The organism is Teichococcus aerophilus (genome assembly GCF_014490485.1).
GTDB lineage: Bacteria > Pseudomonadota > Alphaproteobacteria > Acetobacterales > Acetobacteraceae > Pseudoroseomonas > Pseudoroseomonas aerophila.
Genome location: NZ_JACTVA010000001.1, coordinates 43,879 through 70,703 on the forward strand (window position 1 = coordinate 43,879; position 26,825 = coordinate 70,703).

A 26,825-nucleotide genomic window follows, 5' to 3' on the forward strand; every position below is an offset into this window, starting at 1 on the left:
GCTGATGCGGGCCGGGTGCAGGCCCGGTCCACCGAGGTGGGTCGCATGCTGGCGGAGCCGGCCCGCGCCCCGCAGCGGTTGAGGCGCGGCCACGCCCGGCTTGTGGCGTCGTGTCTGCGGGCATCCAGAGGCGATGCCGCGCGCGGGTCGCGGCACCGGCGGCGCGCCCGCTTCCCCCTGCGCATGTTCCGGTCCGCCGTCGGTGAGATTGCGCCACGGCGTTGGCCGGGAACGGCTGGGGTCAGGCTAATGGCCGATAGCTGGCGTCGTTTGCTTGCGGCCGCCGGGCGGGAAGCCATGGGCGCGGGCCGACCAGGCCAGGAACAGCGCAACCAGGATCAGGGACAGCACCGCCCAGGGGAACGAGATCACGCCCCAGCTGCGTAGCAGGACGCCGCCGAGAATTCCCCCGCCGGCTATGGCGGCGTTCCACGCCACCACGTTCACGGACAGGGCCACGTCCGCCCCGTCCCGGGCGCTGTCAGCAAGTGCGGTTTGCAGCAACGTTGCGGCACCGCCGAAGGTCAGGCCCCACAAGCCGACGCCGGCATACACCATGGCGGGTGATGCGGTCGTGATGCCGAATGCCAGCGCCGCCAGCCCGAACACGACCAGGCTGGCGAGGACTGCACTGCGGAGCGCACCCTCCACGACGCGGCTGGCGATCCAGATGCCCATCAGCGCCGTAATGCCAAACACCAGCAGGACGAGGTCGACCCGGTCTTCCAACCCGGCAGGGGCCACGAACGGCGCGACATAGGTGTAGAGAATATTGTGCGCCAGCATCCAGGCCATGACCACGCCCAGCACCGGGAGGACGCCCGGGGTCATGAGCACACGGGTCAGAGGCATGCGGGATGTCGCGGGCTGTCCGGGGTAGTTGGGGACCTTGATCAGCACCCAGCCGATCAACATCACCGTCAGCAACGACATGACGCCGAAGGCGGCTCGCCAGCCGATGGTGCCGCCCATCCACGTACCGAGCGGCACGCCGAGGGACAAGGCCAGCGGTGTCCCCACCATGGCGACAGCCATGGCCCGCCCTTGCAGATGCGGTGCTACCATCTGGCGCGCGTAGGCGCCCAGAATGCTCCACGCCAGCCCTGCCGAGATCCCGGCGAAGAACCGGGCAACCAGGGTCAGCCAGAAATCCGAGGAGAGTGCGGTGACGGAGTTGAACGCCAGGAAGCCGAGGATCGTCGCGAGCAGCACATGGCGCCGTGGCCAGCTGCTGGTGGCGATGGTCAGCGGAATGGCAGCGACGACAGACCCCAGCGCATAGGCCGTCACCAACTGACCGGCCATGGAGGGCGACACCGCGAGACCCTGGGATATCTGCGGCAGGAGACCGGCGGGCAGCGTCTCCGTGGCGATGCACAGGAAGCCGGTCATCGCGAGCGCCAGCAGCGCGGCCATGGGCAGTGTCCCTGACGACGGATCGGCTGTGGCATCCATGCGGGTCGGCTGGGTGTCCATGCGAATGCTCCAATTATGGATCGATTGATCCACAACTACCCAGCCGGCGGCCCCTGGGCAAGCCGTTCTGGACCGATTAATCTAGAAGTCAATGAGGGAGGTCATGATGCCGAGGACGGGGCGCCCCCGCGGGTTCGACAGGGACCAGGCCGTGGAAGCGGCGATGGAACTGTTCTGGGAACACGGCTACGAGCCGACCTCGCTCAGCCAGCTGAAGGCCTGCATGGGCGGCATCTCGTCGGCCAGCTTCTATGCCGCCTTCGGTTCCAAGGAGGCCCTGTTCCAGGAGGGTCTGGCCAGGTACCTGGCGACGCACGGGCAGGTCATGGCGCCCCTGCACGACCCATCGTTGAAGCCGAGGGAGGCGGTTGAACAGGCGCTGCGGCGATCGGCCCGGATGCAGTCGGGACGTGATCACCCGCTCGGCTGCTTCGTGACGCTCTCGGCCACCAACTGCTCCCCGGAGAACCGTCACCTTCGGGCACTGGTGCAACAGGAGCGGGAGCGAAACCGGACCGCGCTTGCAGACTGCATCCAACGGGCGGTGGATCGCGGTGAGCTGCAGGCCAAGACGGACACTGCGGGGCTGACCACCCTCTTCAACACCTTTCTGCTCGGCATCTCCCTGGAGGCGCGCGACGGCACGGAGCTGGAGAAGCTCGATGCGGCGGCATCACAGCTCATGCGGATGTGGGACGCACTCGCGGAACCAGAGCGTCCCTAGACGGGCGTGCGAAGGTGGGAGGTCGAGCCATTAACGGCTAGCCAGCCCCGCATCGGCAGTTCTGGCTCGCTCCGTCCAGCCGCACCGTTGCCGACCGGCCAGTTCCGGTTCTTCGCCCCGGCGCCGAATGTATCCATTCCTGCACGCCTGCTCCTCGGCATTGGCGGGCCAGCCCCTGCGCACGACACCGATCCGCCGCACCAGGCATTTTCGGCACCGGGCGATGGCCGGACTTCTGGTCCTCCGCGCGCCGTCCGAAGACCTGCGGTCAGGGGAATCAAAGTCCCTGTCGCCCTGCCGGCCGGCTGTGATCACAGTTTCGCGTGCGGGACGAAAAGGCGTGGGCTAAACCTCGAACTGATCGTTTTGCATAGAATATTACCCCCCAGGCTCGCGTGACCCTGCGCGGTGAATTATGATACGAATCCGAAAACATATTACGTGGCGGCGGTCGTCTTAATGGGCCATTGAGGTCCAGGTGACGCTCTTAGATGGACCCATCATGCTGATAGCCTTGACCATCCTGGCGGCCGTGGCCGCGTTCGGATCCTTCGCCTGGGGACTAAAGCACCATTTCCGGATCGAGGGCGGGATGCCCTCCCGGATGAGCCGGCTGTCCGCGTGCAGCACCGCGGCCTTCGTCCTCTTCGTGGCGCTCGTCCTGTTCCGGGGTGTCGGCTTCGGGACGGGTCTCGCGGGGATTGCCCTGTTCCTGGCCGGTGGCGCGCTGTTCTGGTGGGCGGTCCGCACGACCAAGACACGGCCACCGGCCATTGCCCATACCGACAACATCCCGACCATGATCCATATGCGCGGGCCCTACGCCTATTCCCGCCATCCGTTCTACCTGGCCTACAGCCTCGGCTGGCTCGGCACCGCCGTCGCTGGCGGGCCCATCCAGTGGCTCCCCGCGCTTCTCATCATCGGCTGGTACTACAAGACGGCGCGTGAGGAAGAGGTGCATTTCGCGACCTCGGGCCTGGCGACCGAGTATGCGCAGTACCGGAACAAGACAGGCCTGATCCTGCCACGCTTACGGTAATGGGGCCCACGGTGCTGAAGCTTGTGGCGCGGATCCGGGGCATCCTCGGCCGGATAAAGGACGTCATGGTCGTCCGGCCGCCGGCGAATGCGCAGGAAGCAACGGTCATGGGTGACCAGTGCAACCTGCTGTTCCTGCTCTGCAAGCTGTTCTCGGCCACCGGCTGCGTCAACGTCGTCGTCAACTCGATCGCCTTCGGCGTATCGCGCGACCCATTCATGATGGTGATGGTCGCGGCCATCCTCCTGCTCTACGCGGCCATCCTCCGCGTCGCCCTGCGATGGAAGCGGGAGAGGGACGACTACCGTTTTCTCTCGCAGGCCCAGACCCTGTTCACCGGCCTGGGCTTCGCGTGGGGGACGACCATCATCCTCTTCGCGCTCAACGGCACGGCGGACCAGACCGTCCTGCTGCTGGGCCTTGCCTCCGGCGTCGTCTCGACGCCCATCATCAGCGTGCCGATGGCTGTGGCCTTCGGGTTCTTCATCCCCAATGCCCTGCTGTCGATCTACGCGGTCTGCCTGGTCATGCCGCATGCCGACATGTTCTCGGCGACGGCCTTCATCTCGTTCTGCTGCTACGCCGCCATCGGCATCATGTTCACCAACATGACCTTCAGCGGCCGCTCGGAAGCCAGGGCCGCCCTGCAGCGGGAGATCGAGACCGTCAACGTGTTCCTGCGCGAGTACGAGCAGGGCTCGCCCGACTGGCTGTGGCAGACCGACCGCGATGGGCGGATCGCCGAAGCCACGCCCCGGATGGCCGAAGCCGTCGGGCTGGCGCCGGCTATCCTGAATGGCCGCAAGTTGGCCGGCCTCGTCTCCACTGTACGCGACAATGAGGGGGCGGAGGACCGGAACCGGCAGGACCTGGCCGGCTGCTTCCAGGACCGCCAGGCCTTCCGCGAGATGCTGGTCCGCCACGAAGGGGCCCATGGCGTCCGCTGGTCCCGGCTCACCGGCCATCCCGTCTATGACCACCGGGGCAGGATCGCCGGCTTCCGCGGCATCGGCCGCGACGTGACGGCCGAGCACGAGGCCCGTGAGAAGGTGAACTTCCTGGCCAGGCACGACAGCCTGACCGGGTTGCTCAACCGTCGCGCCTTTGTCGAGGTCGTCGCGGATCTCTGCAAGGAGAAGCGTTCCTTCGCGCTCGTTTTCATCGACCTGGATAACTTCAAGGGCATCAACGACACCTACGGCCACCATGCTGGCGACCAGTTGCTGCAAAGCATCGCCGGCCGGATTCACCACTCCATCCGGCCGCAGGATACCGGCGCGAGGCTGGGTGGCGACGAGTTCGCTCTGCTGGTCATGGGCGCGGATGGGGAGGAAGGCCTCGCGGTGGCCGAGAGGCTGGCGCAGCAGTTGGGGCAGACCTTCGCGGTGGACGGCATCAAGATCCACCCGGGCGCCAGCATCGGCGTCAGCGCCTGCCCGAAGGACGCCCACGATCCGCAGCGGCTGATGATGCTGGCCGATCTCGCCCTCTACAAGGCCAAGGAGCAGGGCAAGGGCAAGGCCTGCTTGTTCGAGCGCTGGATCGAGGAAGAGCACCACAGCCTGATCACCCGCGAGGCCGAACTGGCCGAGGCCATCCGGAAGGACCAGATCGGGGTGCACTACCAGCCGATCGTCGACCTCAAGTCGCACCGGATCGTCTCGGCCGAGGCACTGGTGCGCTGGAACCACCCGACCCGTGGCTGCATCCCGCCCAGCGAGTTCATCGGCACGGCGGAACGCTGCGGCCTGATGGAGGAGCTGGGCGAAGTAGTGCTGCGGACCGCCTGCCGCGACGCCATGACCTGGACCACGCCGATCCAGGTCAACGTCAATCTCTCGCCCCGGCAGCTCCGTTCGGGCCGCTTCCCGGAGATCCTGGCGCAGGCGCTGGAGGCAAGCGGGCTGCCGTCGGAGCGGCTGGGCATCGAGATCACCGAGAACGTCCTGCTGGACCAGGACGACAAGACCCTGCGGCAGCTCGATAGCATTCGCAGCCAGGGTGCGAAGCTGATCCTGGATGATTTCGGCACGGGATATTCGTCCCTCACCTACCTGCACGAGGTGGAGGTGGACGGCATCAAGATCGATGCCGCCTTCACCAGCAAGCTGCCGGAGAAGAAGGTCGCGATGATCTATCGGATGATCGCGCGCCTGGCCCTGGACCTGAATATCTACGTGGTTGCCGAAGGGGTGGAGGAGCCGAGCCAGATGGAATGGCTCAACCAGAACGGCATCCGCTTCGCCCAGGGCTACCTGCTGGGCCGCCCCGCGCCGTCGCCCCCCGCCACGCGGGTCGAATACCTGGCCTGACGGCTTGGGCTAGAACCGGTAGGTCAGGCCCACCGTGACGGAAATCGGGTCGGGATCGATGCCGACGCGCACCGGGGCACCACCCGCCACGCCCTTGGCGTCGAAGGAGAGCCAGGTCTTGCGGGCATCGAGGAAGGCGGAGACGCTCTCGGTGACATGGAACTGGCCGCCGAGCTGCACATAGGGCCCGGCATTATCGGCCACGTTGAGCTCGGACATCGAGCCGCCACGGGTGCGGAAGATCGCCGTGTAGCTGATGCCGGCACCGATGACAGGTTCGAACCGCCCCAGCCTGAACGGGTAGTACTGGGCGCCGAACATCACCGAACCATAGGTGACCTTGCGCAGCACGCCCTGGGCCGCGAAATCCCCCCGGCCATGCAGCGCCACGGTGGGCGGCAATCCGCCAAGGACGGACACGCTCCAGTTGGGCGCGAATCTCCAGCCTGCCTCGAAGGCCGCGAAGGAAACGCCGCCCAGCGCCACGCGCGCACCATCCAGCGGCTGGCCCGCCACGGAGGCGCGACCCGTCGTGCTGTAGGTGGCATGGCCGTAGCCCAGGCTGAGGAAGAAGGGCCGCTCGCCCTCCTGCATCTCCTGGGCGAAGCCTGGGCTTGGCAGGATGCCGGCGGCTGTGACGAGGGCGAAAGCAAGAAGGTGGGGAAGGCGTATGCTGGACGGCACTATCAGCATCCTGAACGCAGTGCGCGGGTTGTGCCATACGCCGAACGTATCTGGAAACGATATTCGTATCCTTAACCTTTAAAAATCCCCCGATATTTACATACGCCGCCGTCGGCCAAGGTCGTCCCTTGCAGGGGACGACCCGGTGACGGCTCAACGGGTGAGGGTGAGCCACACAGGCTCGCCCTTGTAGAAGCCTTCGAGGTTGTGGGTGGTGTCGCCCATCGGGTCCATCATCGGCACCTTCAGGCGGATCTGGTCGTAGCGGCGCCGGTCGCTCGCCATGAGGAGCATCTTGCAGCTGAGGCCGGGATAGGGCTTCGGCTCCGACGCGGCCGAATAGCCAAGGCGCTTGTAGAATGGCGCGTGGTTGGAGCGGACGCAGGCCAGGAAGATCTGCGTGTGGTGGCAGAGCGCGATGTAGCCGGCCAGCCGGTACAGCAGGAAGATCAGCCCCTGGTTGTTCTCGGCCTCCGGGCTGCGGACGAGGCGTGTTACCTCAATGGCCCGGCCGGCGAAGGCGTCATTCGGGCGGGCGTTCAGCAGGGCGCCGACTTCCTCGGGGAAGGTATCCATGGCGGGGGACGTGTAGTTGGTACCGCGTTCCAGCAGGCAGACGCGGACGGATGCGATGGGAACTTCGTCGCTGTAGAGGACCACCGTGTCCGCGTTCGCCATGTCATCGTAGTGATCGTGGAACAGGCCTGCCGGGTTCTCCCGGATGAAGCCGCCGGCCAAGTAGCTGCGGTAGCGCAGGCGGTAGGCGTCTTCCCGGACCTTGGCCGATACCGCCAGGCGCGCGGCATAGGTTGTGCCCCGGGCGGACGTCCCGGTAACGATATGCCGTTCCCGCGGTGGGGTTGGCTGGGTGAGCGCGCTTTGGGATACTCCCGCCGCAGTCGCCAACGTCATGGACTCAGGGCGGATGGTCTCGTTATCGTGCTGAAGCATCGTTACTCTCCTGTGGGGCTTTTGCCGCAGGCAGAGGGTAACTAGCGTTCGCAGCCAAAGCACCACTACGCTCGCTTCCGCACACCTCACGCCAACGGCCGGGAGCAGGCCTTTCGACCGTCGCGCGCCTGAAAACCGAATGATGTCAGGGCATGCCCCGATGGAGTGTCGGAAGCGGCCAAGACCGGGTAAGCCCGGCGCCGTGGCCTAATGTGAAGGGGATGACGTGAATCTCGAGGCGGTTAGGGACGTCGCGGATTTCCGGACGCTGGATGAGTCGGACGTCCTGATCGGCTATATGGACGGGATGGCCGGCCTGGTCGGCGCGAAGGACATGACGCGCTCCTATTGGCATGGCTGGCGCAACGGCGTCGTCGACGCTGGCTTCCTCGAACCCGACGAGGCCCAGTTGGAGCTTGACGCGGATTTCGCCAAGCTGGCGAGGATCTGACTGTCTGCCCTGGCCACCCCTGGTCGCCCGGGGCAGCGTCATGGTGCCCCTGTTCACTAACGGCGTTTATGCTTGTGGAGCTGGGGAAGCGGCCATAGCCCTCCAGGCGCAGGTGCTACGCAGGCCGATCCCTTCCGGACGAAGACCAGCGAGTGGGCCTACGGCAGTGCCGTGAAGAACGGTGCGGCACAGCGATACGCTGCGAGCCCGGCGACAGCTCAAGCTTGAAAAATCCCGAACGACCGATGCCGCAGCAGGCGGGCCGAAGCACCGGCTAACCCCGGCTGCCGCATGTCCGGATGCAACAAACCGCCGCGACCACTGGTTCTAGGAAGGTGCCCGGACGTGTCCGTGCCGAGGCGTGCTCAGGAGATGAGGGACTGGATGTTTTTCGACAGTTGGTTCGCCCTGCTCCGCGTGGTGGTGGTCGGAACCCTTGCCTACACGGCGCTCGTGGTGCTGTTGCGCACGTCCGGTAAGCGAACACTGGCCAAGCTGAATGCCTTCGACCTGGTCGTCACCGTGGCATTGGGCTCGACACTGGCCACCGTGATCCTGAGCAAGTCCGTCGTCCTGCTCGAAGGCGTGGTTGCTTTTCTTCTGCTGGTCAGCCTGCAATATCTGGTCGCCTGGCTCTCGGTCCGCTGGCCTCGCTTCAGTGATCTGGTGAAGTCCGAGCCAACCCTGTTGTTCCACCGTGGCCGCTTTCTTGACACCGCGCTGCGCGCCCAGCGACTCACCCGGGCCGAGATCCTGGCCGCCATCCGCAGCGCGGGCGCAGCAAGCGCCGAACACGTCGCGGCCGTGGTGCTGGAGACGGATGGCACACTGAGCGTCATCCGGGACACCAACGCGGCCGGCGGCACCAGCAGCCTGGCGGACGTCCACGGCGCTGGCAGCGACGGCCGCTAGAGACGCGCCACCCCACCGGCTGATCCGCGCCTTTCACACCGCGCACTCCGCCGCCGCAAGCCCTCGTCAGGCCAGACGGTGCTTGTCGAAGCTGGAGGCGGGAGGCCGCCTGGCCCGTGCTGAGGGGAGCACGGGCCAGCACGGTCAGCCCTTCGCGAAGCCGTACAGAGTAGCTGGATTATCGACCAGCACCCGCTTGCGTGCCGCTTCGTCCGGCACCCAGTCGGTCAGCAGGTCGAACAGCGCCGCGTCATCGGGCTTCTCGGCCGGCTCGGTGACATGCGGCCAGTCGCTCGCCCATACGCAGCGCTCCGGCGCGCCCGTCGCGTAACCCTGCGCGACGGGCACCGTATCGGACCAGCGGCCCGCCGGCCCCACCTTCGTGTCCATGTAGGCGCCGGAGAGCTTCACCCAGGTCCTGCCGCGCTCCATCAGCCGCCGGACCGTCTTGTAGCCGGCATGTTCCACGCCCTTGTCCATCGGGATGCGGCCCAGGTGGTCAAAGACGATCGGGGCGGGCAGACGCATGAACAGGGCTTCGTGCTCCGCGATCTGGTCGCCCAGCATGTGGATCTGCGTGTGCCAGCCCAGCGCCTGCACGCGTGCGGACAGCGGTTCCAGCATGTCGACCGTGGTGACGCCCGCCTGCACCAGGTTGAAGCGGATGCCACGCACCCCGGCTTCATGCATCTCGCGCAGCTGCGCGTCCGTCACGCTCGTATCCACGACCGCGACCATCCGCGCCCGCTCCGGCCCCAGCTCCCGCATCGCCTGCAGGTGCAGCCGGTTGTCGGTGCCGTAGGTCGAGGGCGTGACGAGCACGGAGCGCTGGGTGCCAAGCCGGCGCGCCAGCGCGCGGTAATCCTCCGGCGAGGCATCTGGCGGCCGCAACTGCGTGCGCGGGTCGGCCGGGAAGCGGGCATCGTAGACGTGGTGGTGGCAATCCGTCGCCAGGGCGGGCGCGGGCGTGCGCGGGGGCGCCGTTCCGGTGGAGAACTTCACCGGCCCGGCAACCCCTCTCACCATGTCGGTCGCCCCGGCGACAGGCTGGGCGCTGGCGGAGACGCCTCGCAGCACGCACCCGGCGGCAACCAGCCCGGCGCCGCCCAGGATGGCGCGGCGAGACTGAGGATGAGCCATTCGTTTTCTCCCATCGCGCCTGTTTCAGCCGGCGCTTGCGGGAGCATGCCAAGGGTCCGCGGGAAGGTCGACAGCCTTCATTCTCCGCGGCGCCTGACCCTACCGATGGATCTGGGCGAGCATGGCGGGAAGCAGCCACGCCCGCCCCGGCTACACCATGTGCTCCATCCGCATCGGCAGTTCGCGCAGCCGTCTTCCCGTCGCGTGGAAGATGGCGTTGCCGATGGCCGCGGCCACGCCCACCATGGCGACCTCGCCCAGCCCTTTCACGCCGGCCTGGTTCAGCAGCAGGTCCGGCCGGTCGATGAAGCCAACATCGATGCTGCCGATGTCGGCGTTCACCGGCACCACGTATTCCGCCAGGTCGTTGTTCAGCACGCCACCGAAGCGCGGATCGATCTCCGCTGCCTCGCGCAGCGCGGCACCGATGCCCCAGACGACGGCGCCGCGCACCTGGCTATCCGCCGTGCGCGGGCTGACCACGCGGCCGCAATCGATCGTGCTGACCACGCGCGGCACGCGAATGCGGCGGGTGGTGGGCTCCACGCGCACCTCCACGAAATGGGCCGCGAAGCTGAAGCTCACGAAGTCAGGGTATTCAGGGCCGCCGGCTGCCGGCAGCCCGTTCTGCAACCGGCCGAAGACGGCATCGGGCTGGCCCGGCGCGTGCCCCCGCACCTCGACCTCGATGTGCGGGCGGCGCAGGCGGGCCAGCATCTGGTGCAGGTCGCCCCGCATCTGCCGGCTGCCGCGCAGCTCAGCCAGGCGCTGCCGCACCTCCAGCGCCGCCTGGCGGACCACGGGAATGGCGCTGGCCGTGCCCCAGGAACCGGCGGTCAGGTGCTGGGGCACGGCCTCGGTATCGCCGACGCGGATATCGACGCGCGCCGGGTCGATCGACAGGTGCGCCATCAGCGTCGCCAGGATGGCGTTGCGCATGCCCTGGCCCATCTCATGCCCGCTGACGGACAGGCGCGTGGTGCCGTTCGCCCGCACCCGCAACCGTGCGATGGCGGGGGACATGGCGGCCTTGTAGGCGCCACTGGCCACGCCCCAGCCAACCAGCATGCCGTTCTCGTCCCGCATGGACCCCGGCTGCGGGGTCCGCCGCGCCCAGCCGAAGCGGTCCGCGCCCTGGCGCAGACAATCGGCCAGGAGGCGGGAGGAGAAGGGGCGGCCGGTGACCGGGTCGCGCGTCGCCTCATGCGCCAGCCGGAAGGCCAGCGGGTCCTGCCCGGTTGCATGGGCCAGCTCGTCCACCGCGCTTTCGAATGCGAAGGCGGCGGGGTGCTCGAAGGGTGCGCGCATATAGCCGGGGGATTGCACGTCGGTGCGCACCAGCCGCTCCGCGCTCCGGTAATTCGGGATGTCGTAGAGGCGGGATGTGATCTCGCTGAAAGTGGGGCGCAGCGTATCGGCGCGGCTGTTCTGCATGTCCGCTTCATAGACGGCGGCAACCATCCGCCCTTGCGCGTCGGCGCCGAGCCGGACGCGGTGCCGGCTGGCCGGGCGGAAGCTGGCGGTGTGGAACAACTGCGCGCGGGGCATCACCAGCTTCACAGGGCGGCCCAGCAGCATGGCGGCGCGCGCCACCAGCACCGTCTGCAACTGCATTGAGTTCTTCTGGCCGAAGGCGCCGCCCAGATGGGCGCTGTCCACCCGCACCTGCGCGGGATCGAGGCCAAGGGCGGCCGCGAGGCCGAACTTCACCGCGCCCGCGTTCTGCGATCCCTCATGAATGGACAGCACGCCGTCGCGCCATTCGGCCACGGTCGCTATCAGCTCCATCGGGTTCTGGAACTGCGCGGGGTGGCTGTACGCGGCGTCCACGCGCGTGGCGGCGGCAGTCCAGGCAGCCTCCGCATCGCCGACATTGTAGCTCTGCTGCGGCGGCGTCACCTCTTCCCCGGTTTCCCCCAGGGCGGCGGCGAAGGGCTCCGCCTCGCAGGTGGCGCGCACCAGGGCGGCGGCCGCGGTCGCGGTCTCCAGCGTCTCCGCCACCACCAGCGCGACGGGCTCGCCGCGATGCACCAGCCGGTCCGACAGCATGGGCTGGTGGCTCTGGAAGGCACGACCACCGCCCAGCAGGTAGCCGGCGGATGCCACCCCGGCGAAGTCCCGCCAGGTCAGCACCGCCAGCACACCGGGCATGTCGCGCGCCGCGCCGGTCTCGATGGCTGTGAGGCGGCCGCGCACGATGGGGGAGGGCACGGTCATGGCATGCGCCAGGCGCGGCAGCGGGGTGTCGGCGGCGTAGCGCGTCGCGCCACGCACCTTGTCCCGTGCATCGACCCGCGCGCGGTCGGGGAACGTGTTCTCGCTCATGGACGTTGGCTCCGTTCGGCGGCGATCATCACGGCGTCGGCCACGGCTTCGGTGCCCAGCACCACCTTGAAGCCGTTGTGGCGCCCGGGGCGGGCCGCGGCGAAGGCGGCGCGCCCGGCTTCCAGGGCCAGGGCACGATCCAGGCGGCGGCCGGCGAGCACCGCCTCGGCCTCCGGCACGCGCCAGGGCCGGGTGGCAACGCCGCCCAGCGCGATGCGCGCCTCCCGCACCACGCCTTGTTCCATGTCCAGCGCGACGGCGGCGGAGACCAGCGCGAAGGCGTAGGATTCGCGGTCGCGGATCTTGTGGTAGGTGGATGCGCGGCCGATCGGCCCGACGGGCACGCGGATGCGCAGGATCATCTCGCCCGGCTCCAGCACCGTCTCCTGCTGCGGCGCGTCGCCGGGCAGGCGGTGCAGCGCGGCCACTTTCAGGCTGCGCGCGCCGCGCGGCCCCAGCAGGTCCAGCGTCGCGTCCATCGCCACCAGCGCGACGGCCCAGTCACCGGGATAGACGGCGATGCAGGCCTCGCTGCCGCCGAGCAACGCATGGCCACGGTCCAGCCCTTCCAGCGCCGCGCAGCCGCTGCCCGGCGCGCGCTTGTTGCAGGGATAATGGGCACCGTTGCGGAAATACGGGCAGCGCGTCCGCTGCAACAGGTTGCCGCCGAGCGTCGCCATGTTGCGCAGCTGCTGCGACGCCGCCTTGGCCAGGGATTCCGCCAGCACAGGGCAGCGCCGCAGCACCTCCGGGTGCTCGGCCGCATCGCTCATCCGCGCGAGCGCGCCGAAGACCAGCTCATCCCCCGCAAACGCGATGCCGTCCAGGCCCGGGATGGTCGTGACGTCCAGCAGCGCGGCAGGCGTCTCGATATCCAGTTTCATCAGGTCATACAGGGTGGTGCCACCGGCGATGATGCGGGCCCCGGTGCCGGGCACCGCCTCTGCCGAACGCGCCTGGGTGTAGGTGAAGCGCTGCATCGCTCAGCCCTCCCGCATGCGTGTGGCGGCGTCCTGGATGGCGGCGACGATGCCGGTATAGGCGCCGCACCGGCAGATATTGCCGCTCATATACTCACGGATCTGCGCCGCGTCCGTGACGTGGCCTTCCCGCACGCAGGAGACCGCCGCCATGACCTGGCCCGGGGTGCAGTAGCCGCATTGCAGGGCGTCGTGATCGATGAAGGCCTGCTGCATCGGGTGCAGCGCGCCGCCCGGCGGCGCCAGCCCCTCGATGGTCAGCACCCGCCGGTCCTGCGCCTTGGCGGCGAGGGTGAGGCAGGAGGCGACGCGGCGGCCGTCCAGATGCACCGTGCAAGCACCGCACTGGCCGTGGTCGCAGCCCTTCTTGGCGCCGGTGAGATGCAATTGTTCCCGCAGCAGGTCCAGCAGCGAGGTGCGCGGGTCCACCATCGTGTCCACGGCCTTGCCGTTCACGCGCAGCACGAGCCGCAAGGTGGCGCCGGGGGTGGCCTGCGCCGCCTGCGCCGCCGCCGGAGCCAGGCCGGCCACCAAGGCGGCGCCCAGGCCGGCCTCCCGCCGAGTGAGGCAGGGGCTTATGGCCGGGGGCACGCCGGCCGGGTCATCGTCCATCGTCGTTTCCTCCGCTGTATGTCGGGTCACGCGGCGGTGCCGGGCGGCCGCCATATCGCCCGGCGGTAAGGCGTGGGCTCGATGACCCGTCGGTGCTGCCGCATTGTCGTGGTCGCGCATCTCTCCACTCCACACATCATGGAAAAGCGTACATCTTCGTCAGGACGGCACAATTCACCCGAAATCGACATCACGATTCGTCTGGAGCGAACAATCGACTATGGACAAGCTGGACGTCATGCGGCTTCTCGCCCGCATCGTGGAGCGCGGCAGCTTCAGTGCCGCCGCGGTCGACCTGGGCCTACCGCGATCCACGGTGACCGAGGCGATCAAGCAACTGGAAGCCCGGCTTGGCGTGCGGTTGCTGGACCGGACCACCCGCCACGTATCGCCCACCCTGGACGGGGAAGCCTATTACCGGCGCTGCCTGGCCATTCTGGCTGAGGTCGAGGATGCGGAAGGCAGCTTCTCCGACCGCAAGCCCCGCGGCCTGCTGCGCATCGACGTGCACGGCCGCATGTTCCGCCAGATCATCCTGCCGGCACTGCCGGACTTCCTGACCCGCTACCCCGAGATCGCGCTGCGCATCGGCGAGGGCGACCGCCTGGTGGACCTTGTGCGCGAGGGTGTGGACTGCGTCGTCCGCGCCGGAACCCCGGCCGATAGCGGCATGATCGTCCGCCGGCTGGGATTGCTGCGGGAGACAACCGTGGCGAGCCCGGACTATCTGGCGCGCCACGGTACGCCGCGCACCCCGAACGATCTGGCGGGGCATGAGATGATCGGCTTCCTGTCCTCGGCCACTGGCGATGTCCTGCCGCTGGAGTTCACGCGGGACGGGCAGGTGGAGATCAAGCTGCCGTGCCGCTTTACCGTCACGGCATCCGAGACCACCGTGGCGCTCGCGCGGCTCGGCTATGGCCTGCTGCAGGTGCCGCGCTACGGGGTGGAGGCGGACCTCGCGTCCGGTACGCTGGTCGAGGTGCTGCCGGATTTCCCACCCTCTCCCACGCCGGTATCGGCGCTGTATCCGCAGAGCAGACAGCTTTCCCCGAGGGTCCGGGTCTTCGTGGACTGGGTGATCCAGGTCTTCCGGCCATATCAGGGTTGAGGGGCGCAGCCGACGACGGCAGGCGTGCTGCGATCGCGATAGCCGCGAATTCCCGCGGGCAGGCGCTGTCTCCTGACCCATAACCGCATGTCATGACCCCTGGCTATGACTGCCGTGGACGCCTCTCGCCCGGCGCCACAGACTGCCGGCCAGCAGCAGGGAACATCGCATGCCCATGATGGTCGGGGTCGATATCGGCGGCACCTTCGCCGATTTCGTGGCGCTGGATCCGGAGAGTGGCCGCATCACCACGCTGAAGGTCCTGACCACGCCGCAGGCGCCGGGCCAGGACGTGGCGGCGGGGCTGCGGCGGCTGGCCGGCGAGGGCATCGCGCCCGGTGCCATCGCGCGCTTCGTGCACGGCACCACCGTGGGGGTGAACACCATCATCCAGCGGCGCGGCTGCCGCCTGGCGCTGCTCACCACCGCCGGCTTCACGGACATGCTGGAACTCGCGCGGCTGCGCATGGCCGATCCCTACAGCCTGTTCTGCGAGCGCCCGGCGCCGCTGATCCCGCGCGAGCGCGTCTTCGGCATTGCCGAGCGCATCGGCGCCGACGGCGAGGTGCTGCAGGCCCCGGCCCGGGCCGAGGTCGCCTCCGCCCTGGCCGCCGCCCGGCAGGCCGGCTGCGAGGGCATCGTCGTCTCCTTCCTGCACGCCTGGCGCAACCCGGCGCATGAAGACCAGGTGGCCGCCCTGGTGGCGGAGTTGGAGCCGGGCCTGGTCGTGTTCCGCGGCAGCGAGGTCTGGCCGGCGATCCGCGAATACGAGCGCACTACCACGGCCGTGCTCAACGCCTATGTCCACCCGCGCATCTCCCACTATCTTGACCGCGTGGCCGACGAACTGCGTACCGCCGGCATCCCGGCGCCGCTGCTGCTGACCACCTCGGCCGGCGGCACCATGACCGCGCAGGCCGGGCGGCGGGACTGCGTCGGCATGCTGCTCTCCGGCACCGCCTCGGGCGTCGTCGGCGCCGGCGTGGTGGCGCGCGCGGCGGGGGAGGCGGCGGTGCTGACGCTCGATATCGGTGGCACCAGCGCCGACATCGCGCTGCTGGAGGACGGCCAACCCTCCTTCGCCACGGGCCACGCGATCGGCGAGTTCCCACTGGCCATCACCACCGTCGCCGTCTCCTCCTCCGGCCAGGGCGGCGGCTCGCTGGTGCGGGTGGACGCGCAGGGCGTGCTGCAGGTTGGGCCGGAGAGCGCCGGCTCCACCCCTGGCCCCGCCTGCTTCGGGCGCGGCGGCACCGGCCTGACGGTGACGGATGCGGCGCTGCTCTGCGGCATCCTCGGCCATGGCGATCTCGGCTTCGGCGCCATCAGCCCGGAACTCGCGCTGGCCGAGGCAGCGGCGCGGCCACTGGCGGAACGCCTCGGCCTCGATATCCACACCCTGGCGGAGGGCGTGCTCAGTGTCGCCATCAGCGGCATGCTGGTGCCGGTGGAGCAATTGCTGGCCCGCGCCGGCATGCATGCCAGCGAATTGACGCTGATGCCCTTCGGCGGCGCCGGGCCGATGCTGGGCGCGCTGACGGCGGAGGCGGCTGGCATCGGCCGGGTGCTGGTGCCGGCGGTGCCGGGCACGCTCTGCGCCCTCGGCGCGCTGGCGGCCGCCATCCGCCGCGACACCATGCGCACCGTGCTGCTGCCGCTGGACGACGCGCACTGGGCCGGCATGGCCGCGACGCTGGACACGCTGGCCGCCGAGGCCGCCGAGGCGGTGCGGGCCATGGCCGGGCCGGGCGAGACCACCGTGGTCCGCGCCGCCGACATCCGCTACCGCGGCCAGTCCTTCGAGCTGACGGTGCCGCTGGACGCGGACACCGACCTCGCCGAGGCGGCCCGGCTGTTCCACGCCGCGCATGAGAAGAACTTCGGCCATGCTGAGGCGGGCGCGGCGCTGCAGGTGGTCAGCCTGCGTGCCTCCGCCTCCCGCGCCGCGCCGCCGATCGCCATGCCGCGGGAAGAGGCGGTGCCGCATGCCGCCGTGCCGCAGGGCCAGGGCCGCCTCTTCGCGCAGGGGCACTGGCAGCAGGCCGCGCTGTTCAACCGCGACGGCCTGGCACCCGGCGCCGCCTTCCGGGGCCCCGCCATCGTCAGCCAGTCCGACTGCACCATCCTGGTCCCGCCCGGCTGGGACGCGGAGGTGGACGGACTGCGCAACCTGATCCTGCAACACGGCGCCGGAGGGCACGGCTGATGCGCACCAATCCCGTCATGCTGCAGGTGCTGCGCAACCACGCGCGCGCCGCCGCCGAGAGCATGGCCACCACGCTCTACCGCACCGCCCACTCCACCTTCGTGAAGGAGACGGAGGACTTCACGATCCAGCTGCTGGACGCCGAGGGCAAGTCCTGCGCCGTGCCGGTGGACCTGGGCGCCACCTGGTACCCGGGGCTCGACTACGGCCGCGCGCTGCCGCTGGTGCAGGGCGGCTACCAGCCCGGTGACATCGCCATGACCAACGATCCCTATTCCGGCTTCCTCGCCACCCATTCGCCCGACATCGTCATGTGGAAGCCGGTGTTCCACGAGGGGCGGATCATCGCCTATGCGGGCGGGCACATCCACAACGTCGATGTCGGCGGCGCGGTGCCGGCCAGCCTGTCGCGCACCCTGACCGAGGTGCACCAGGAAGGCATCCGCATCCCGCCCGCCAAGCTCTACCGCGAAGGCGTGCTGGACGAGGGGCTGGTGCGCGTGATGCTCGCCAACGTGCGGGTGCCCGACCAGAACTGGGGCGACCTGAAGGCGCTGGTCGCCGCCGTCAACACCGGGGAGCGCCGCGTGCTGGACCTGGTGCGACGCTTCGGCGTCGACACGGTGGTGGACGGGCTGGCCGACCTGCTGGACTACGCCGAGGCGCAGGCGCGCGCCGTGCTGGCCGGCATCCCCGACGGCGACTACGACTTCACCGAATACGCCGACGAGGACGCGGCTGGCGGCAACCCGCTGCGCCTGTGCCTGCGCCTCTCCATCCGGGGCGATTCGGCCGATCTCGACTTCGCGGGCACCGACCCGCAGACGCTGTCCTCCCTCAACGTGCCGACCGGCGGGCACCCGCGCCACTCGCTGCTGCTGGTCGGCGCCTACTACGTGCTGTCCGCGCTTCATCCCGGCATCACGCTGAACTTCGGCACCACCCGCGCCTTCACCTGCCACGTGCCGGAAGGCAGCGTGCTGAACCCGCGCTTCCCCGCCGCCGTCGGCATGCGCAGCCTCACCTGCGGGCGGCTGCGCAGCCTGATCTTCGGCGCCTTCGCCCGCGCGGCGCCGGACCGGCTGCCGGCCGCGCCCGCCGGCGCCACCTGCATCGTCAACATGGCGGCGGAGAACCCGCGCACCGGCCAGCGCAGCATCTCCGCCATCGCGCCCATCGTCGGCGGCGGCGGCGGCATGCCGCACCGGGACGGCACCGATGGCTCCGGCGCCGACGCCGCCTACCTGAAGAACAGCCCGATCGAGATCACGGAATCCGAGGCGCCGGTCCGCATCCTGCGCTACGGCCTGATGCCGGATACCGGCGGCCCCGGCGCGCATCGCGGCGGCATGGCGCAGGTGATGGAGTTCCGCACCACCGCGCCGGATGCCTTCGTCACCGCGCGCAACCGCGACCGCTCGCTGTTCCAGCCCTGGGGCATCGGTGGCGGGCAGCCCGGCGCCGCCGGCTCCTTCACCCTCAACCCCGGCACCGCGGGGGAGCAGGACCTCGGCAACACCGACGCTCTGCGCCTGACCGCCGCCGATACGCTACGCATCGTCTCCCCCGCCGGCGGCGGCCGCGGCGACCCCTTCACCCGCGACCCGGCCGCCGTGCTGCGCGACCACCGCGCCGGTCTGGTCTCCACCGCGGGCGCCGCCCGCGACTACGGCGTGGCGATCGTGCAGGACGCGGTGGATGAGGCGGCCACCGCAAACCTCCGCGCCGGCCGGGTGGCGCCCCCCGCCTTCACCCCCGGCGCCTTCCGCGTCGCGCACGAGGCGCGCTGGACCCCCGCCGCCTACGCCGCCATGCACGAGGGGCTGGCGACTCTGCCGCCTGGATGGCGCCCCGCCATGAAGGCGACGCTCTTCGCCGCCGTTCGCGCGGCGCCGGAGGAGGCGGCGGAGGCGGTGATCCGGCGGATTCTCGCGGGGGAGCAGGCCCTGGCGGCGGAGTAGGGGGGCGTCCCCCAGGCTAGCGGGGGAAAGGTCAGGGGATGAATTCCCCTGAGACCCCTTCTTTTTTCCGATGAGTTCTTGGGCGTGCGGGCGGTTCGGTGTCGCGTCACTCATCGGCAACAGCGTCGTTACCCCAGCCGGTGGCGCTAGCGTGCCCGACGCGCCCGCAACAAAGATCAAATAGAAGATGGAGTTCGGGGAATTCTTTCCCCGACCTTCCCGCAACATCCCAGGACAGGCGCCCCACCCGATGAGCATCTTCACGGAGGATTTCTCGACCGACCCCTGGTGGTGGCAGGGTTTTCGTCCCCCCGAGGCGACGGGTGAACTGCCCGCCCGGGTCGGCACGCTGGTGATCGGCGCCGGCTATGCCGGCACCGCCTGCGCCCTGCGCCTGGCCGAGGCGGGGGAGGAGGTGCTGGTGGTCGAGGCCGGCGCGCTGGGCCAGGGGGCCAGCACGCGCTCGGGCGGGCAGGTCTCGGGTGGGGTCAATGTCGGCAAGGGGGCGTCGCGCAAGCCGGTGCCGGGGCACCGCAAGGCGGCGCTGCTACGGGACGCGGCGGCCGGGTTCACGCTGTTCGAGACGCTGCTGGAGCGGCACCAGATCCGCTGCGGCTACCACCGCACCGGCCGCATCAACGGTTTCTGGACGCCGGCCCACGCCGCCGGCTGGGCCGCCCGCCTGCCGGAGCTGAACGAGCACGCGCGCAGCGACGCCCGGCTGCTGGACCGGGAGGAAGCGGCGGCGGATCTCGGCACTCGGTTCTACCATGGCGGCGTGCTGATCAACCGTGCCGGGCACATCCAGCCGGCGGAATTCTTCGGCGGGCTGCTGGCGGCGGCGATGCGGGCGGGCGCGTGCTTCGCGGGCGGCACGCCGGTGCTGCGGGTGCAGCGGCTGCCCGGCGGCTACCGGGTGGAGACGCCGCGCGGCACCGTGCAGGCGGCGCGTGTGGTCTTCGCCACCAATGCCTATACCGGCGCGGCCGCGCGCGGGCTGGCGCCGGAGCTGCGGCGCAGCCTGGTGCCGGTGACCACCCACATGATCGCCACGGAGGAACTGCCGGAGGCACTGGCGCGAACCGTGCTGCCGGCCAACCGCGGCGTGTCCGAGACGCGGCGGGTGATCAGCCACTACCGGTTGTCGCCGGACGGGCGGCGGCTGCTATTCGGCGGCCGCGCCTCGTTCTTTCCGCTGGAGGAGCGGCGGACGGCGGCGCTGCTGCACCGGGCCATGGTGGCGCGCTTCCCGCAGCTCGCCGGCGTGCGGATCAGCAACGCCTGGGGCGGCCGGGTGGCGATGACGCTGGACCGCCTGCCGCATCTCGGCGGCGGCGAGGGGCGCTTCTTCGTGGCCGGCTGCCAGGGCAGCGGCGTGACCATGATGACCTATCTGGGCCACAGCCTGGCGGAGAAGATCCTGTCCGGCCGGAGCGATCCGGTGAATGCCTACGACGACGGGCTGCCGCCGCACCACCCGCTGTATGACGGCACGCCCTGGTTCATGCCCGTGCTCGGGAGCTGGTACCAGTGGCAGGACCGGCGGGAGCGGATGCCGGCGTGATGCGATGCGCCTGCAGCGCGTCCGCGACATGCTGCAGGAAGCGGTTGGCGAGGCGTGAGGTAGGCCGCAGCGTGGAGGTCACGACATTGACCGGCAGCATCACCTGCGGCGCGAAGGGCCGCCACACCAGCCCGGGGAAGCCGGCGCCTTCCATGTAGCTGTCCACCAACGCCACGCCGGCGCCGCGCAGCACCAGCGCCGGTGCCTGAATGGCCGTGGCCAGCTCGATCATCACGCGCCGCTCGGCGCCGTCGGTGGCAAAGGCCTCGTCCAGCAACTGGCCAAAATAGGTGCTGCTGCTGAAGGAGATCAGCCGCTCCCCGCGCAGGTCCCGCGGGCGTACCACGCTGCGTGCCGCCAGGGCGTGGCCGGGCGGCAGGGCGCAGGCGATGGGCACGGTGGCCAGGCTGTGCAGCACCGTGCCCGGCGTGACGACCGGCGAGAGGCACAGCCCCACATCCACATGGTTGCCCGCCACCAGTTGCGCCGCCGCGCTGGCGGGCACGAAATGCGACACCACCTTCACCTTCGGCAGCACCTGCGCGAAGCTCGCGACGGCCTGCGGCACGATGACGATGCCGATGGAGGAGGAGGCGGCCACCCGGAGCAATCCGCTCTCGCCGTCCCGCATCTCCGTCGCCGTGGTGCTGAGGCGGGCGATGTCCTGCATCAGCCGCGCGCTTTCGGGGAACAGGCTCTCCGCTTCCAGCGTCGGGTGCAGGCGGCCCTTGATGCGGCGGAACAGCGGCATCCGCAGCTTGTCCTCCAGCCGCTTCAGCGCTTTGCTGAGCGCCGGCTGCGATACGCCGAGCGATGCCGCCGCCTCCGTCAGCGAGCGTGACGACATGACGGCGTGAAAGATCTCCAGCTCGCGCGAAGTCATCGGCCTGCCCCTCTGTTGCGCGCAGATCATAACCGGATGTTATCGGTCGTCGACGCATCGTTGCTCGACAGAGGCGAAGCCGGCGCTTGACACTGCGGAAGAACCTCGCCGGAGCCGCCGCGCATGCCCGTCCGCGTCCTTCCCATCGCCCTCGCCCTCGCCGCCATGGTGGGGCTCGCCGGAGCGGCCCCCGCCGGCGCGGCGGATCTGCGGATCGGCACGCAGAATGTGCCGGTACTGGACCCGCACTTCCTGCTGCTGGACTCCAACATCGCCTACAACCAGCATATCTATGGTGCGCTGACCGAGACGGACGCGCAGGGCCGGCTGGTGCCGGATCTCGCGACCGAATGGCGGCCGCAGGGCGACAACGCGTGGCGCTTCACCCTGCGGCGCGGCGTCACCTTCCACGATGGCTCGCCCTTCACGGCGGACGACGTGGTGTTCAGCCTGAACCGCGTGCCGAACGTGCCGAACAATCCCTCGCCCTATAGCGGCCAGTTGCTCGGCGTCACCGAGGTCCGCAAGGTCGATGACTTCACGGTCGACATCGTCACCGATGGTTTCCTGCCGCTACTGCCGGCGCAGATCGCCAAGCTGTCCATCCTGTCCGAGCGCGCCATGGCAGGGCGCACGACGGAGGACATGAACCAGGGCCGCGCCGCCATCGGCACCGGCCCCTACCGCGTCACGCGAGTGGAAGGGCGCGAGCGGATCTTCCTCTCGCGCTTCGAGAACTACCAGGGCCAGAAACCGGACTGGGAGAATGTCGAGTTCCGCGTCCTGCCGTCGGAGGGCGCGCGCAGCGCCGCGCTGCTCTCGGGCGACGTCGACCTGATCGAGTTCGTGCCGTTGCAGGACGCGGCGCGGCTGGCGAAGACGCCGGGCATCACTGTGCATAGCGGCGGTTCGCCGCGCGTGATGTTCGTCGGCGTCAATGTCGATCCGAAGCTGGAAGCGGCGGGCGCGCCGATGCGCGACCCGCGGGTGCGGCAGGCCATCTCGCAGGCGCTGAACCGCGACGGGCTGGTGCGCAGCACGCTGGAGGGCTATGGCCGCGTCGCCACGCAGGTCGGCGTGCCGGGGATGCTCGGCTATCTGGAGGACCTGCGCCCCGATCCCTACAATCCCGACGCAGCGCGCAAGCTGCTGGCGGAGGCGGGCTATCCGGACGGCTTTACCACCAGCCTGGTCTGCCCCAACGGCCGCTACGTGGCGGATGCGCAGACCTGCCAGGCAGTGGGGCAGATGCTGGCGCGGATCGGCATCAAGGCGAGCGTCGAGACGCTGCCGGCCTCGGTCTTCTTCAGCCGCATCCGCACGGGGGCGAATTCCGCGCCGCTGTTCCTGACCGCCTGGAGCAACGTGATGGGGGATGCCGGCTACACCCTGAACAACCTGTACCACAGCTTCGACCGCGCGGCGAAGATGGGCAGTGCCAACCGCTCTGGCTACGCCGATGCCGAGACCGACCGGATGATCGATGCCGCGTTGCGCGAGGCGGATCCGGCGCGGCGGCTGGCGTTGCTGCAGGGTGCCGGGCAGCGCGGTATGGAATCCCGTGTGTTGCTGCCACTGTTCAGCGTTCCCGTGGTCCTCGCCTCCCGCAACGGCATCCGCTACGACGTCGGCACCAGCGGCAGTTCCGAGATGACCTCGGCGATGCGGGCACATCCGCGCTGACGCGGTTTCTGAGAGGGCGGTGTCCTCTCAAACTCTTCCGCAATTGACCATCTGCGGGGCTGGCACAGGTCGGCGGGTTGCCGGATGCGCATGCTGGTCAGCCTGGGAACATGGTCGTGGATGGAACCCCAGGCCAGGGTTTGATGCCGAGCGCGGTGATTGCCACACGGCACCGCCTCATGCCCGCGCCTACCATTCCTTCGTCCGCATCACGATGGAGACCACCGCGAGCACGGCGGGCACTTCGACCAGGGTGCCCACCACCGTGGCCAGCGCGGCGCCGCTTTCGAACCCGGACAGGACAATGGCGGCCGCGACTGCAACTTGAGGCGCCGATCAGGACGGTGGGGGCCGGCTACGCCGTGCGCCGAACCGCATTGGCGGTTCAGCGCATAGGCCAGCCCCGCTCTGAAGCAGGCCTGGATCAGGATAGGCACCGCCAGCAACAGGGATCTGTTCTCCCTGGAACGATACGCTGTGCGGTGCTGGACACGCGGCCGTGCGGTCAGGAACGCCGGCGGATACTCCAGAAGATTGGGAAGCCCGCCACCCGGTCCTGCAGGCTCTTCTGGAGTGCGGTGGATTTGTAGATGGCGCCGAGCGGTATGCAGGGCAGCTCGTCCATGCCAACGACCTGCATCTCCCGCGCAAGACGCTTCTGGTCTTCCAGAGTGGTGGCACCCAGCCAGGCGTTTCGTAGTTCCTCCAGCTTCGGCACGTCCGGCCAGCCGAACCAGGCATCCCGGCCGTTGCCGCGCAGCAGGATATGCGTGCCCGGATTCTCGAACCACAGGCCGGGGAAGGACCAGTTGGTGACGGACCAGCCACCCTTCTCCACCGGCTCCATCGAACGGCGGCGCTGCGTCACGCTGGCGGAATCCAGCAGGGTCGGCTCGAAGTTGAAGCCGAGGCGGGGGAAGAGGTCCGCCGTCACCTGTGCCATCGCCGCCGTGGCGACAGTGTCGGTGGGGCCCAGCAGCCGCACAGCTTCGTTGTTGTAGCCGGCTTCCTTGATCAGGCGTCGCGCCTTGTCGATGTCGCGGGGCCCCATCAACGGCTCCAGCCCGGCATCGCTCGCCATTGGGGAACCGGGCGGGAAGAAGCCGGTGCCGATGCGGAAGTTGCTTTCGTCTGTACCCGTGGCGGCCATGACGAAATCGGCCTGGTTGATGGCGGGCAGCAACGCCTGCCGCATCTTCTTGTTGTTGAACGGCGCGTGCAGCCAGTTCAGCCGCATGACGCAGACCAGCGGCAGCAGTTCCATCCGGCTGATATCGACATTGCGGTTCCGGCGCAGCAATTCCAGGATTTCCGCCGGCGGGTCGGAATACCAGTCCACCTCGTTCGTCTGCATCGCGGCGGCGGCGGTGGAGGCATCGGGGATGCGTCGCCATTCCACGCGGTCGAAATGCACCTGCTTCGCGCCGGCCGTCAGGCTGGCAGCGCCGTTGGCGGGCTTGTAGCCCGCGAACTTCTCATAGACGGAGATGTTGCCGAGCTGGAACTCATCCTGCTTGAAGCGGAAAGGGCCGGAACCGGTCAGGTCGGTGATCTGCTTGCTGGGATCGGTCTGCGCCACGCGCTCCGGCATGATGAAGGGTACGGGCGCACTGACCTGTGCCAGTACCTGGATCAGCAGCGGGAAGGCGCGCTTCAGGCGGAAGCGGATGCGGCGGTCATCCAGCGCGGAGAGCTCGTCCGTCAGCGCGTTGAGCGTCTGGCCCATGGGCGCCACGGCCATCCAGCGCTTCAGGCTGGCGACGCAATCCTGCGCCCGCACCGGGGCCCCATCATGGAAGATGGGCCCAGTCCGGAGGGTGATGGTGCAGACGCGGTTATCCTGCTCGTAGACGAAGCCCTCCGCCAATTGCGGCTGCGGCTTGAAGTCGCTGTCCATGCCGAACAGCGTGTCATAGACCATGTATCCGTGGTCACGGACGATGTCCGCCGTTGTCCAGATCGGGTCGAAGATCGCGAGGTCGGTATATGGCACGAAGCGCAGCACGCGCTGGCGCTCGGACTGCGCCAGGGCGGGGCGCTCCAGCACGGCACCGGCGGCCGCAGCGCCGGCGAGAAAGTGACGTCGTTGCATAAGCCTGACTCCAGTTGCCAGTGGCGTCGCCGTTTCAGGAAGTCTGATTCTCGGGCAGCAGAGTTTCGATCTCGCGCGTGGCGAGGCGAAGTGCCTGCAAGGCACGGTTGGCCTGCCGGCGCAGCACGACTCTTGCCATCCGTGCCTCGTCGGCGGGAAGGGAGGCCAGGCGCAGGGCTGGAGCCAGGCCCGGCAACAGGCGGGTGGCCCGGCCGAGGTCATAGGTGAAGTCGCTGCCGGCATGATGCAGCACCGGGTTGAGGTGTCGGGCGATGCGCAGCAGGGTGTCGTTGAGCGCAGCGCTGGGGGCGGCCTGCCGCAAACGGGCGGCGGTTTGCTGGAACACTCGCGTCTGGGCGATCAGTTCCACGATGCCCGGCGCCTCCGGCGCCGCTTCTGCATACTCACGCAGGCTGGCCAGGATATCGGCGGCGGTGGCGGTGTAGTCGAAGGGCAGGGCTTCGGCGTTGACCAACCCTTCCACCAGATGTCGGTACACCAGCGTGTCCTGCGCCAGGATGGCGGGATCGCACCGCTCGGCGGTATCCTGCGCCGTCTGCCACCACCAGGGCAGCCCGCTCTGCGGCAGGTGCTCGGCGCTGGCGGCGGGCAGGAAGCTGCTGACCTGGGCGCCGGAGAGGCCGATGCCGCTGAAGCTCTGGTCCGACCCGCGGGAGGAACGCCGTGGGTCCACATACTTGTCCTGCCGCTTCAGTGCCAAGCGGACGAACGCCTCTTCCTCATCCGGCAATTTACCGGCGACTGACTCGACGACACTGGCAGAGTAATCGGCCAACTCACCCGTCACATTACGCAGCGCCTTGGTGGTGGCCCCGCGCACACCGACGATATCGACATTCAGATAGGCGATGGCGTGGTCATACAGCGCCGCCCTGGCATGGTCGGCATACCAGGAGGAACCGGCATAGCCACCTTGCTCATGCCCGGTCCAGAAGGCGAAGCGGATGCCGTAGCGGGGCTTCTCGCCCTTCGCGTAGAGCCGCGCCAGTTCCAGTAGCAGCGCCACGCCGGCGAGGTTGTCGGTCGCGCCATCCTGCCAGGTACAGTAATGCGCGCCCAGCAGTACGAAGTGCGGCTCCCGACCAGCGATCTCGGCCACCGGCATGCGCACGTCGCGCCACTCGCGGCGCGTTTCCGCCAGCATATGCACCTCGGTGCCCAGCCGTGCGCGCAGGACCGCCCCGTCCCCGTGCGAGACCTGCACGGCGGGAATGGGCGGCAGCAACGCGACCTGCTCCGCCCCCGCAGGTGCGCCCCAGATGGGGGAGGCCTGAACAAAGTGCCGCTGCGGGCCAGTGGAAATGGCGATCAGCCCGACCGCGCCAGCCTTCGCCGCCGCCATGCAGGCATCGTAGCGCGCCAGCCCGTCGACCAGCACCACGCAACCCGTGAGGTCGCGCCCCGCCTTCAACTCGGCCAGACGACCGGTGACGCCGGCCGCGCCGGTATCGGCGGTAAAGGCCACGCCGGTCGCCTCCAGCACCGCGCCATCCAGCGTGACGGCGGAGCGGAAGGGCCAGCTGATATACGCCTCGAACCGGTGCACCTCATACGGTACGCCGTACCGGTCCAGCCGTGCGCCGATGGCGGCGCAGGCGGCTTCTTCCTCGGCCGAGCCAGGCAGCTTGCGGCCGAAGGCGCACAGCTCACGGACGGTGCCGTGCAGTTCGTCGGGGGAGATAGTGTGTTGCATGT

General features: G+C 69.3%; 20 protein-coding genes. 10 read left to right on the plus strand and 10 right to left on the minus strand.

The genetic code is table 11. The annotated features are described in order from the left end of the window. Window positions 1–246 precede the first annotated feature (246 nt). On the minus strand, window positions 247–1,476 hold the full coding sequence (locus tag IBL26_RS00200; protein WP_367615332.1) for an MFS transporter: 1,230 nt from the start codon (window positions 1,474–1,476) through the stop codon (window positions 247–249). A gap of 106 nt (window positions 1,477–1,582) precedes the next feature. On the opposite strand from IBL26_RS00200, the gene IBL26_RS00205 reads away from it, so the two are divergent. The 3 genes from IBL26_RS00205 (at window position 1,583) to IBL26_RS00215 (ending at window position 5,554) form a co-directional block, all read left to right on the plus strand. After that, window positions 1,583–2,200 carry a TetR/AcrR family transcriptional regulator gene (locus IBL26_RS00205; protein WP_187782603.1) on the plus strand — a complete coding sequence of 206 codons (618 nt, stop codon included), beginning with the start codon at window positions 1,583–1,585 and terminating at the stop codon, window positions 2,198–2,200. 514 nt (window positions 2,201–2,714) lie between these two features. After that, the gene (locus tag IBL26_RS00210; RefSeq protein ID WP_187782423.1) at window positions 2,715–3,242 is read left to right on the plus strand and encodes a methyltransferase family protein; all 528 of its coding nucleotides are present in this window, start codon (window positions 2,715–2,717) and stop codon (window positions 3,240–3,242) included. 65 nt (window positions 3,243–3,307) lie between these two features. Further along, window positions 3,308–5,554: a putative bifunctional diguanylate cyclase/phosphodiesterase gene (locus IBL26_RS00215; protein ID WP_206684101.1), complete on the plus strand. Its 2,247-nt coding sequence runs from the start codon at window positions 3,308–3,310 to the stop codon at window positions 5,552–5,554. A 9-nt stretch (window positions 5,555–5,563) separates the two neighbouring features. Here the strand turns inward: IBL26_RS00215 and IBL26_RS00220 are convergent, their stop codons facing one another. Both IBL26_RS00220 and IBL26_RS00225 read right to left on the minus strand, forming a co-directional pair. Further along, a complete protein-coding gene (locus IBL26_RS00220; RefSeq protein ID WP_187782425.1) occupies window positions 5,564–6,238 on the minus strand; it encodes an OmpW/AlkL family protein in 675 nt (224 codons plus the stop codon). Between the two features lie 153 nt (window positions 6,239–6,391). After that, complete coding sequence (locus tag IBL26_RS00225) at window positions 6,392–7,189, minus strand: N-acyl amino acid synthase FeeM domain-containing protein (protein ID WP_187782426.1); 798 nt, start codon at window positions 7,187–7,189, stop codon at window positions 6,392–6,394. 226 nt (window positions 7,190–7,415) lie between these two features. On the opposite strand from IBL26_RS00225, the gene IBL26_RS00230 reads away from it, so the two are divergent. Continuing rightward, on the plus strand, window positions 7,416–7,640 hold the full coding sequence (locus IBL26_RS00230; RefSeq protein ID WP_187782427.1) for a hypothetical protein: 225 nt from the start codon (window positions 7,416–7,418) through the stop codon (window positions 7,638–7,640). A gap of 384 nt (window positions 7,641–8,024) precedes the next feature. Then, a complete protein-coding gene (locus IBL26_RS00235; protein ID WP_187782428.1) occupies window positions 8,025–8,552 on the plus strand; it encodes a DUF421 domain-containing protein in 528 nt (175 codons plus the stop codon). Window positions 8,553–8,696: 144 nt separating this feature from the next. Here IBL26_RS00235 and IBL26_RS00240 read toward each other — a convergent pair whose 3' ends face one another. The 4 genes from IBL26_RS00240 to IBL26_RS00255 form a co-directional block, all read right to left on the minus strand. Then, window positions 8,697–9,692, minus strand: coding sequence for an amidohydrolase family protein (locus IBL26_RS00240; RefSeq protein WP_241748810.1), 996 nt, complete (start codon window positions 9,690–9,692; stop codon window positions 8,697–8,699). A 150-nt stretch (window positions 9,693–9,842) separates the two neighbouring features. Beyond that, entirely contained in the window at window positions 9,843–12,017 is a 2,175-nt protein-coding gene (locus IBL26_RS00245; RefSeq protein WP_187782429.1) for a xanthine dehydrogenase family protein molybdopterin-binding subunit, read from the minus strand. Further along, on the minus strand, window positions 12,014–12,997 hold the full coding sequence (locus IBL26_RS00250) for an FAD binding domain-containing protein (RefSeq protein ID WP_187782430.1): 984 nt from the start codon (window positions 12,995–12,997) through the stop codon (window positions 12,014–12,016). Before IBL26_RS00250 ends, IBL26_RS00245 begins: the two co-directional genes overlap by 4 nt. Before the next feature lie 3 nt (window positions 12,998–13,000). Beyond that, window positions 13,001–13,609, minus strand: a complete 609-nt coding sequence (locus IBL26_RS00255; RefSeq protein ID WP_187782431.1) for a (2Fe-2S)-binding protein — start codon at window positions 13,607–13,609, stop codon at window positions 13,001–13,003. Window positions 13,610–13,829: 220 nt separating this feature from the next. Here IBL26_RS00255 and IBL26_RS00260 point away from each other — a divergent pair, with 220 nt between their 5' ends. The 4 genes from IBL26_RS00260 to IBL26_RS00275 all read left to right on the plus strand — a co-directional run bounded on the left by IBL26_RS00260 (window position 13,830) and on the right by IBL26_RS00275 (window position 20,451). Next, window positions 13,830–14,720, plus strand: coding sequence for a LysR family transcriptional regulator (locus tag IBL26_RS00260; protein ID WP_187782432.1), 891 nt, complete (start codon window positions 13,830–13,832; stop codon window positions 14,718–14,720). A 169-nt stretch (window positions 14,721–14,889) separates the two neighbouring features. Continuing rightward, entirely contained in the window at window positions 14,890–16,926 is a 2,037-nt protein-coding gene (locus IBL26_RS00265) for a hydantoinase/oxoprolinase family protein (RefSeq protein WP_187782433.1), read from the plus strand. Beyond that, window positions 16,926–18,887, plus strand: a complete 1,962-nt coding sequence (locus IBL26_RS00270; protein ID WP_187782434.1) for a hydantoinase B/oxoprolinase family protein — start codon at window positions 16,926–16,928, stop codon at window positions 18,885–18,887. The genes IBL26_RS00265 and IBL26_RS00270 overlap by 1 nt, the downstream gene beginning before the upstream one ends. A 250-nt stretch (window positions 18,888–19,137) precedes the next feature. Further along, on the plus strand, window positions 19,138–20,451 hold the full coding sequence (locus IBL26_RS00275; protein ID WP_187782435.1) for an NAD(P)/FAD-dependent oxidoreductase: 1,314 nt from the start codon (window positions 19,138–19,140) through the stop codon (window positions 20,449–20,451). Here the strand turns inward: IBL26_RS00275 and IBL26_RS00280 are convergent. Further along, window positions 20,390–21,334 (minus strand): LysR substrate-binding domain-containing protein, encoded by a 945-nt coding sequence (locus tag IBL26_RS00280; RefSeq protein ID WP_187782436.1) that lies wholly within the window; start codon window positions 21,332–21,334, stop codon window positions 20,390–20,392. The genes IBL26_RS00275 and IBL26_RS00280 overlap by 62 nt on opposite strands. 123 nt (window positions 21,335–21,457) lie before the next feature. Between IBL26_RS00280 and IBL26_RS00285 the strand changes: the two genes are divergently transcribed. Further along, entirely contained in the window at window positions 21,458–23,017 is a 1,560-nt protein-coding gene (locus IBL26_RS00285) for an ABC transporter substrate-binding protein (protein WP_187782437.1), read from the plus strand. Window positions 23,018–23,522: 505 nt separating this feature from the next. Here IBL26_RS00285 and IBL26_RS00290 read toward each other — a convergent pair. Both IBL26_RS00290 and IBL26_RS00295 read right to left on the minus strand, forming a co-directional pair. After that, on the minus strand, window positions 23,523–25,109 hold the full coding sequence (locus IBL26_RS00290; protein ID WP_187782438.1) for an ABC transporter substrate-binding protein: 1,587 nt from the start codon (window positions 25,107–25,109) through the stop codon (window positions 23,523–23,525). A gap of 34 nt (window positions 25,110–25,143) precedes the next feature. Continuing rightward, complete coding sequence (locus tag IBL26_RS00295; RefSeq protein WP_187782439.1) at window positions 25,144–26,823, minus strand: M28 family peptidase; 1,680 nt, start codon at window positions 26,821–26,823, stop codon at window positions 25,144–25,146. Window positions 26,824–26,825 lie beyond the last annotated feature (2 nt).

Coding starts and splice junctions, on each gene's coding strand:
- IBL26_RS00200 (WP_367615332.1), bottom strand. CDS start 1,476: ATGGACACCCAGCCGACCCGCATGGATGCCACAGCCGATCCGTCGTCA.
- IBL26_RS00205 (WP_187782603.1), top strand. CDS start 1,583: ATGCCGAGGACGGGGCGCCCCCGCGGGTTCGACAGGGACCAGGCCGTG.
- IBL26_RS00215 (WP_206684101.1), top strand. CDS start 3,308: ATGGTCGTCCGGCCGCCGGCGAATGCGCAGGAAGCAACGGTCATGGGT.
- IBL26_RS00225 (WP_187782426.1), bottom strand. CDS start 7,189: ATGCTTCAGCACGATAACGAGACCATCCGCCCTGAGTCCATGACGTTG.
- IBL26_RS00235 (WP_187782428.1), top strand. CDS start 8,025: ATGTTTTTCGACAGTTGGTTCGCCCTGCTCCGCGTGGTGGTGGTCGGA.
- IBL26_RS00240 (WP_241748810.1), bottom strand. CDS start 9,692: ATGGCTCATCCTCAGTCTCGCCGCGCCATCCTGGGCGGCGCCGGGCTG.
- IBL26_RS00245 (WP_187782429.1), bottom strand. CDS start 12,017: ATGAGCGAGAACACGTTCCCCGACCGCGCGCGGGTCGATGCACGGGAC.
- IBL26_RS00250 (WP_187782430.1), bottom strand. CDS start 12,997: ATGCAGCGCTTCACCTACACCCAGGCGCGTTCGGCAGAGGCGGTGCCC.
- IBL26_RS00255 (WP_187782431.1), bottom strand. CDS start 13,609: ATGGACGATGACCCGGCCGGCGTGCCCCCGGCCATAAGCCCCTGCCTC.
- IBL26_RS00260 (WP_187782432.1), top strand. CDS start 13,830: ATGGACAAGCTGGACGTCATGCGGCTTCTCGCCCGCATCGTGGAGCGC.
- IBL26_RS00265 (WP_187782433.1), top strand. CDS start 14,890: ATGCCCATGATGGTCGGGGTCGATATCGGCGGCACCTTCGCCGATTTC.
- IBL26_RS00270 (WP_187782434.1), top strand. CDS start 16,926: ATGCGCACCAATCCCGTCATGCTGCAGGTGCTGCGCAACCACGCGCGC.
- IBL26_RS00275 (WP_187782435.1), top strand. CDS start 19,138: ATGAGCATCTTCACGGAGGATTTCTCGACCGACCCCTGGTGGTGGCAG.
- IBL26_RS00280 (WP_187782436.1), bottom strand. CDS start 21,334: ATGACTTCGCGCGAGCTGGAGATCTTTCACGCCGTCATGTCGTCACGC.
- IBL26_RS00285 (WP_187782437.1), top strand. CDS start 21,458: ATGCCCGTCCGCGTCCTTCCCATCGCCCTCGCCCTCGCCGCCATGGTG.
- IBL26_RS00290 (WP_187782438.1), bottom strand. CDS start 25,109: ATGCAACGACGTCACTTTCTCGCCGGCGCTGCGGCCGCCGGTGCCGTG.
- IBL26_RS00295 (WP_187782439.1), bottom strand. CDS start 26,823: ATGCAACACACTATCTCCCCCGACGAACTGCACGGCACCGTCCGTGAG.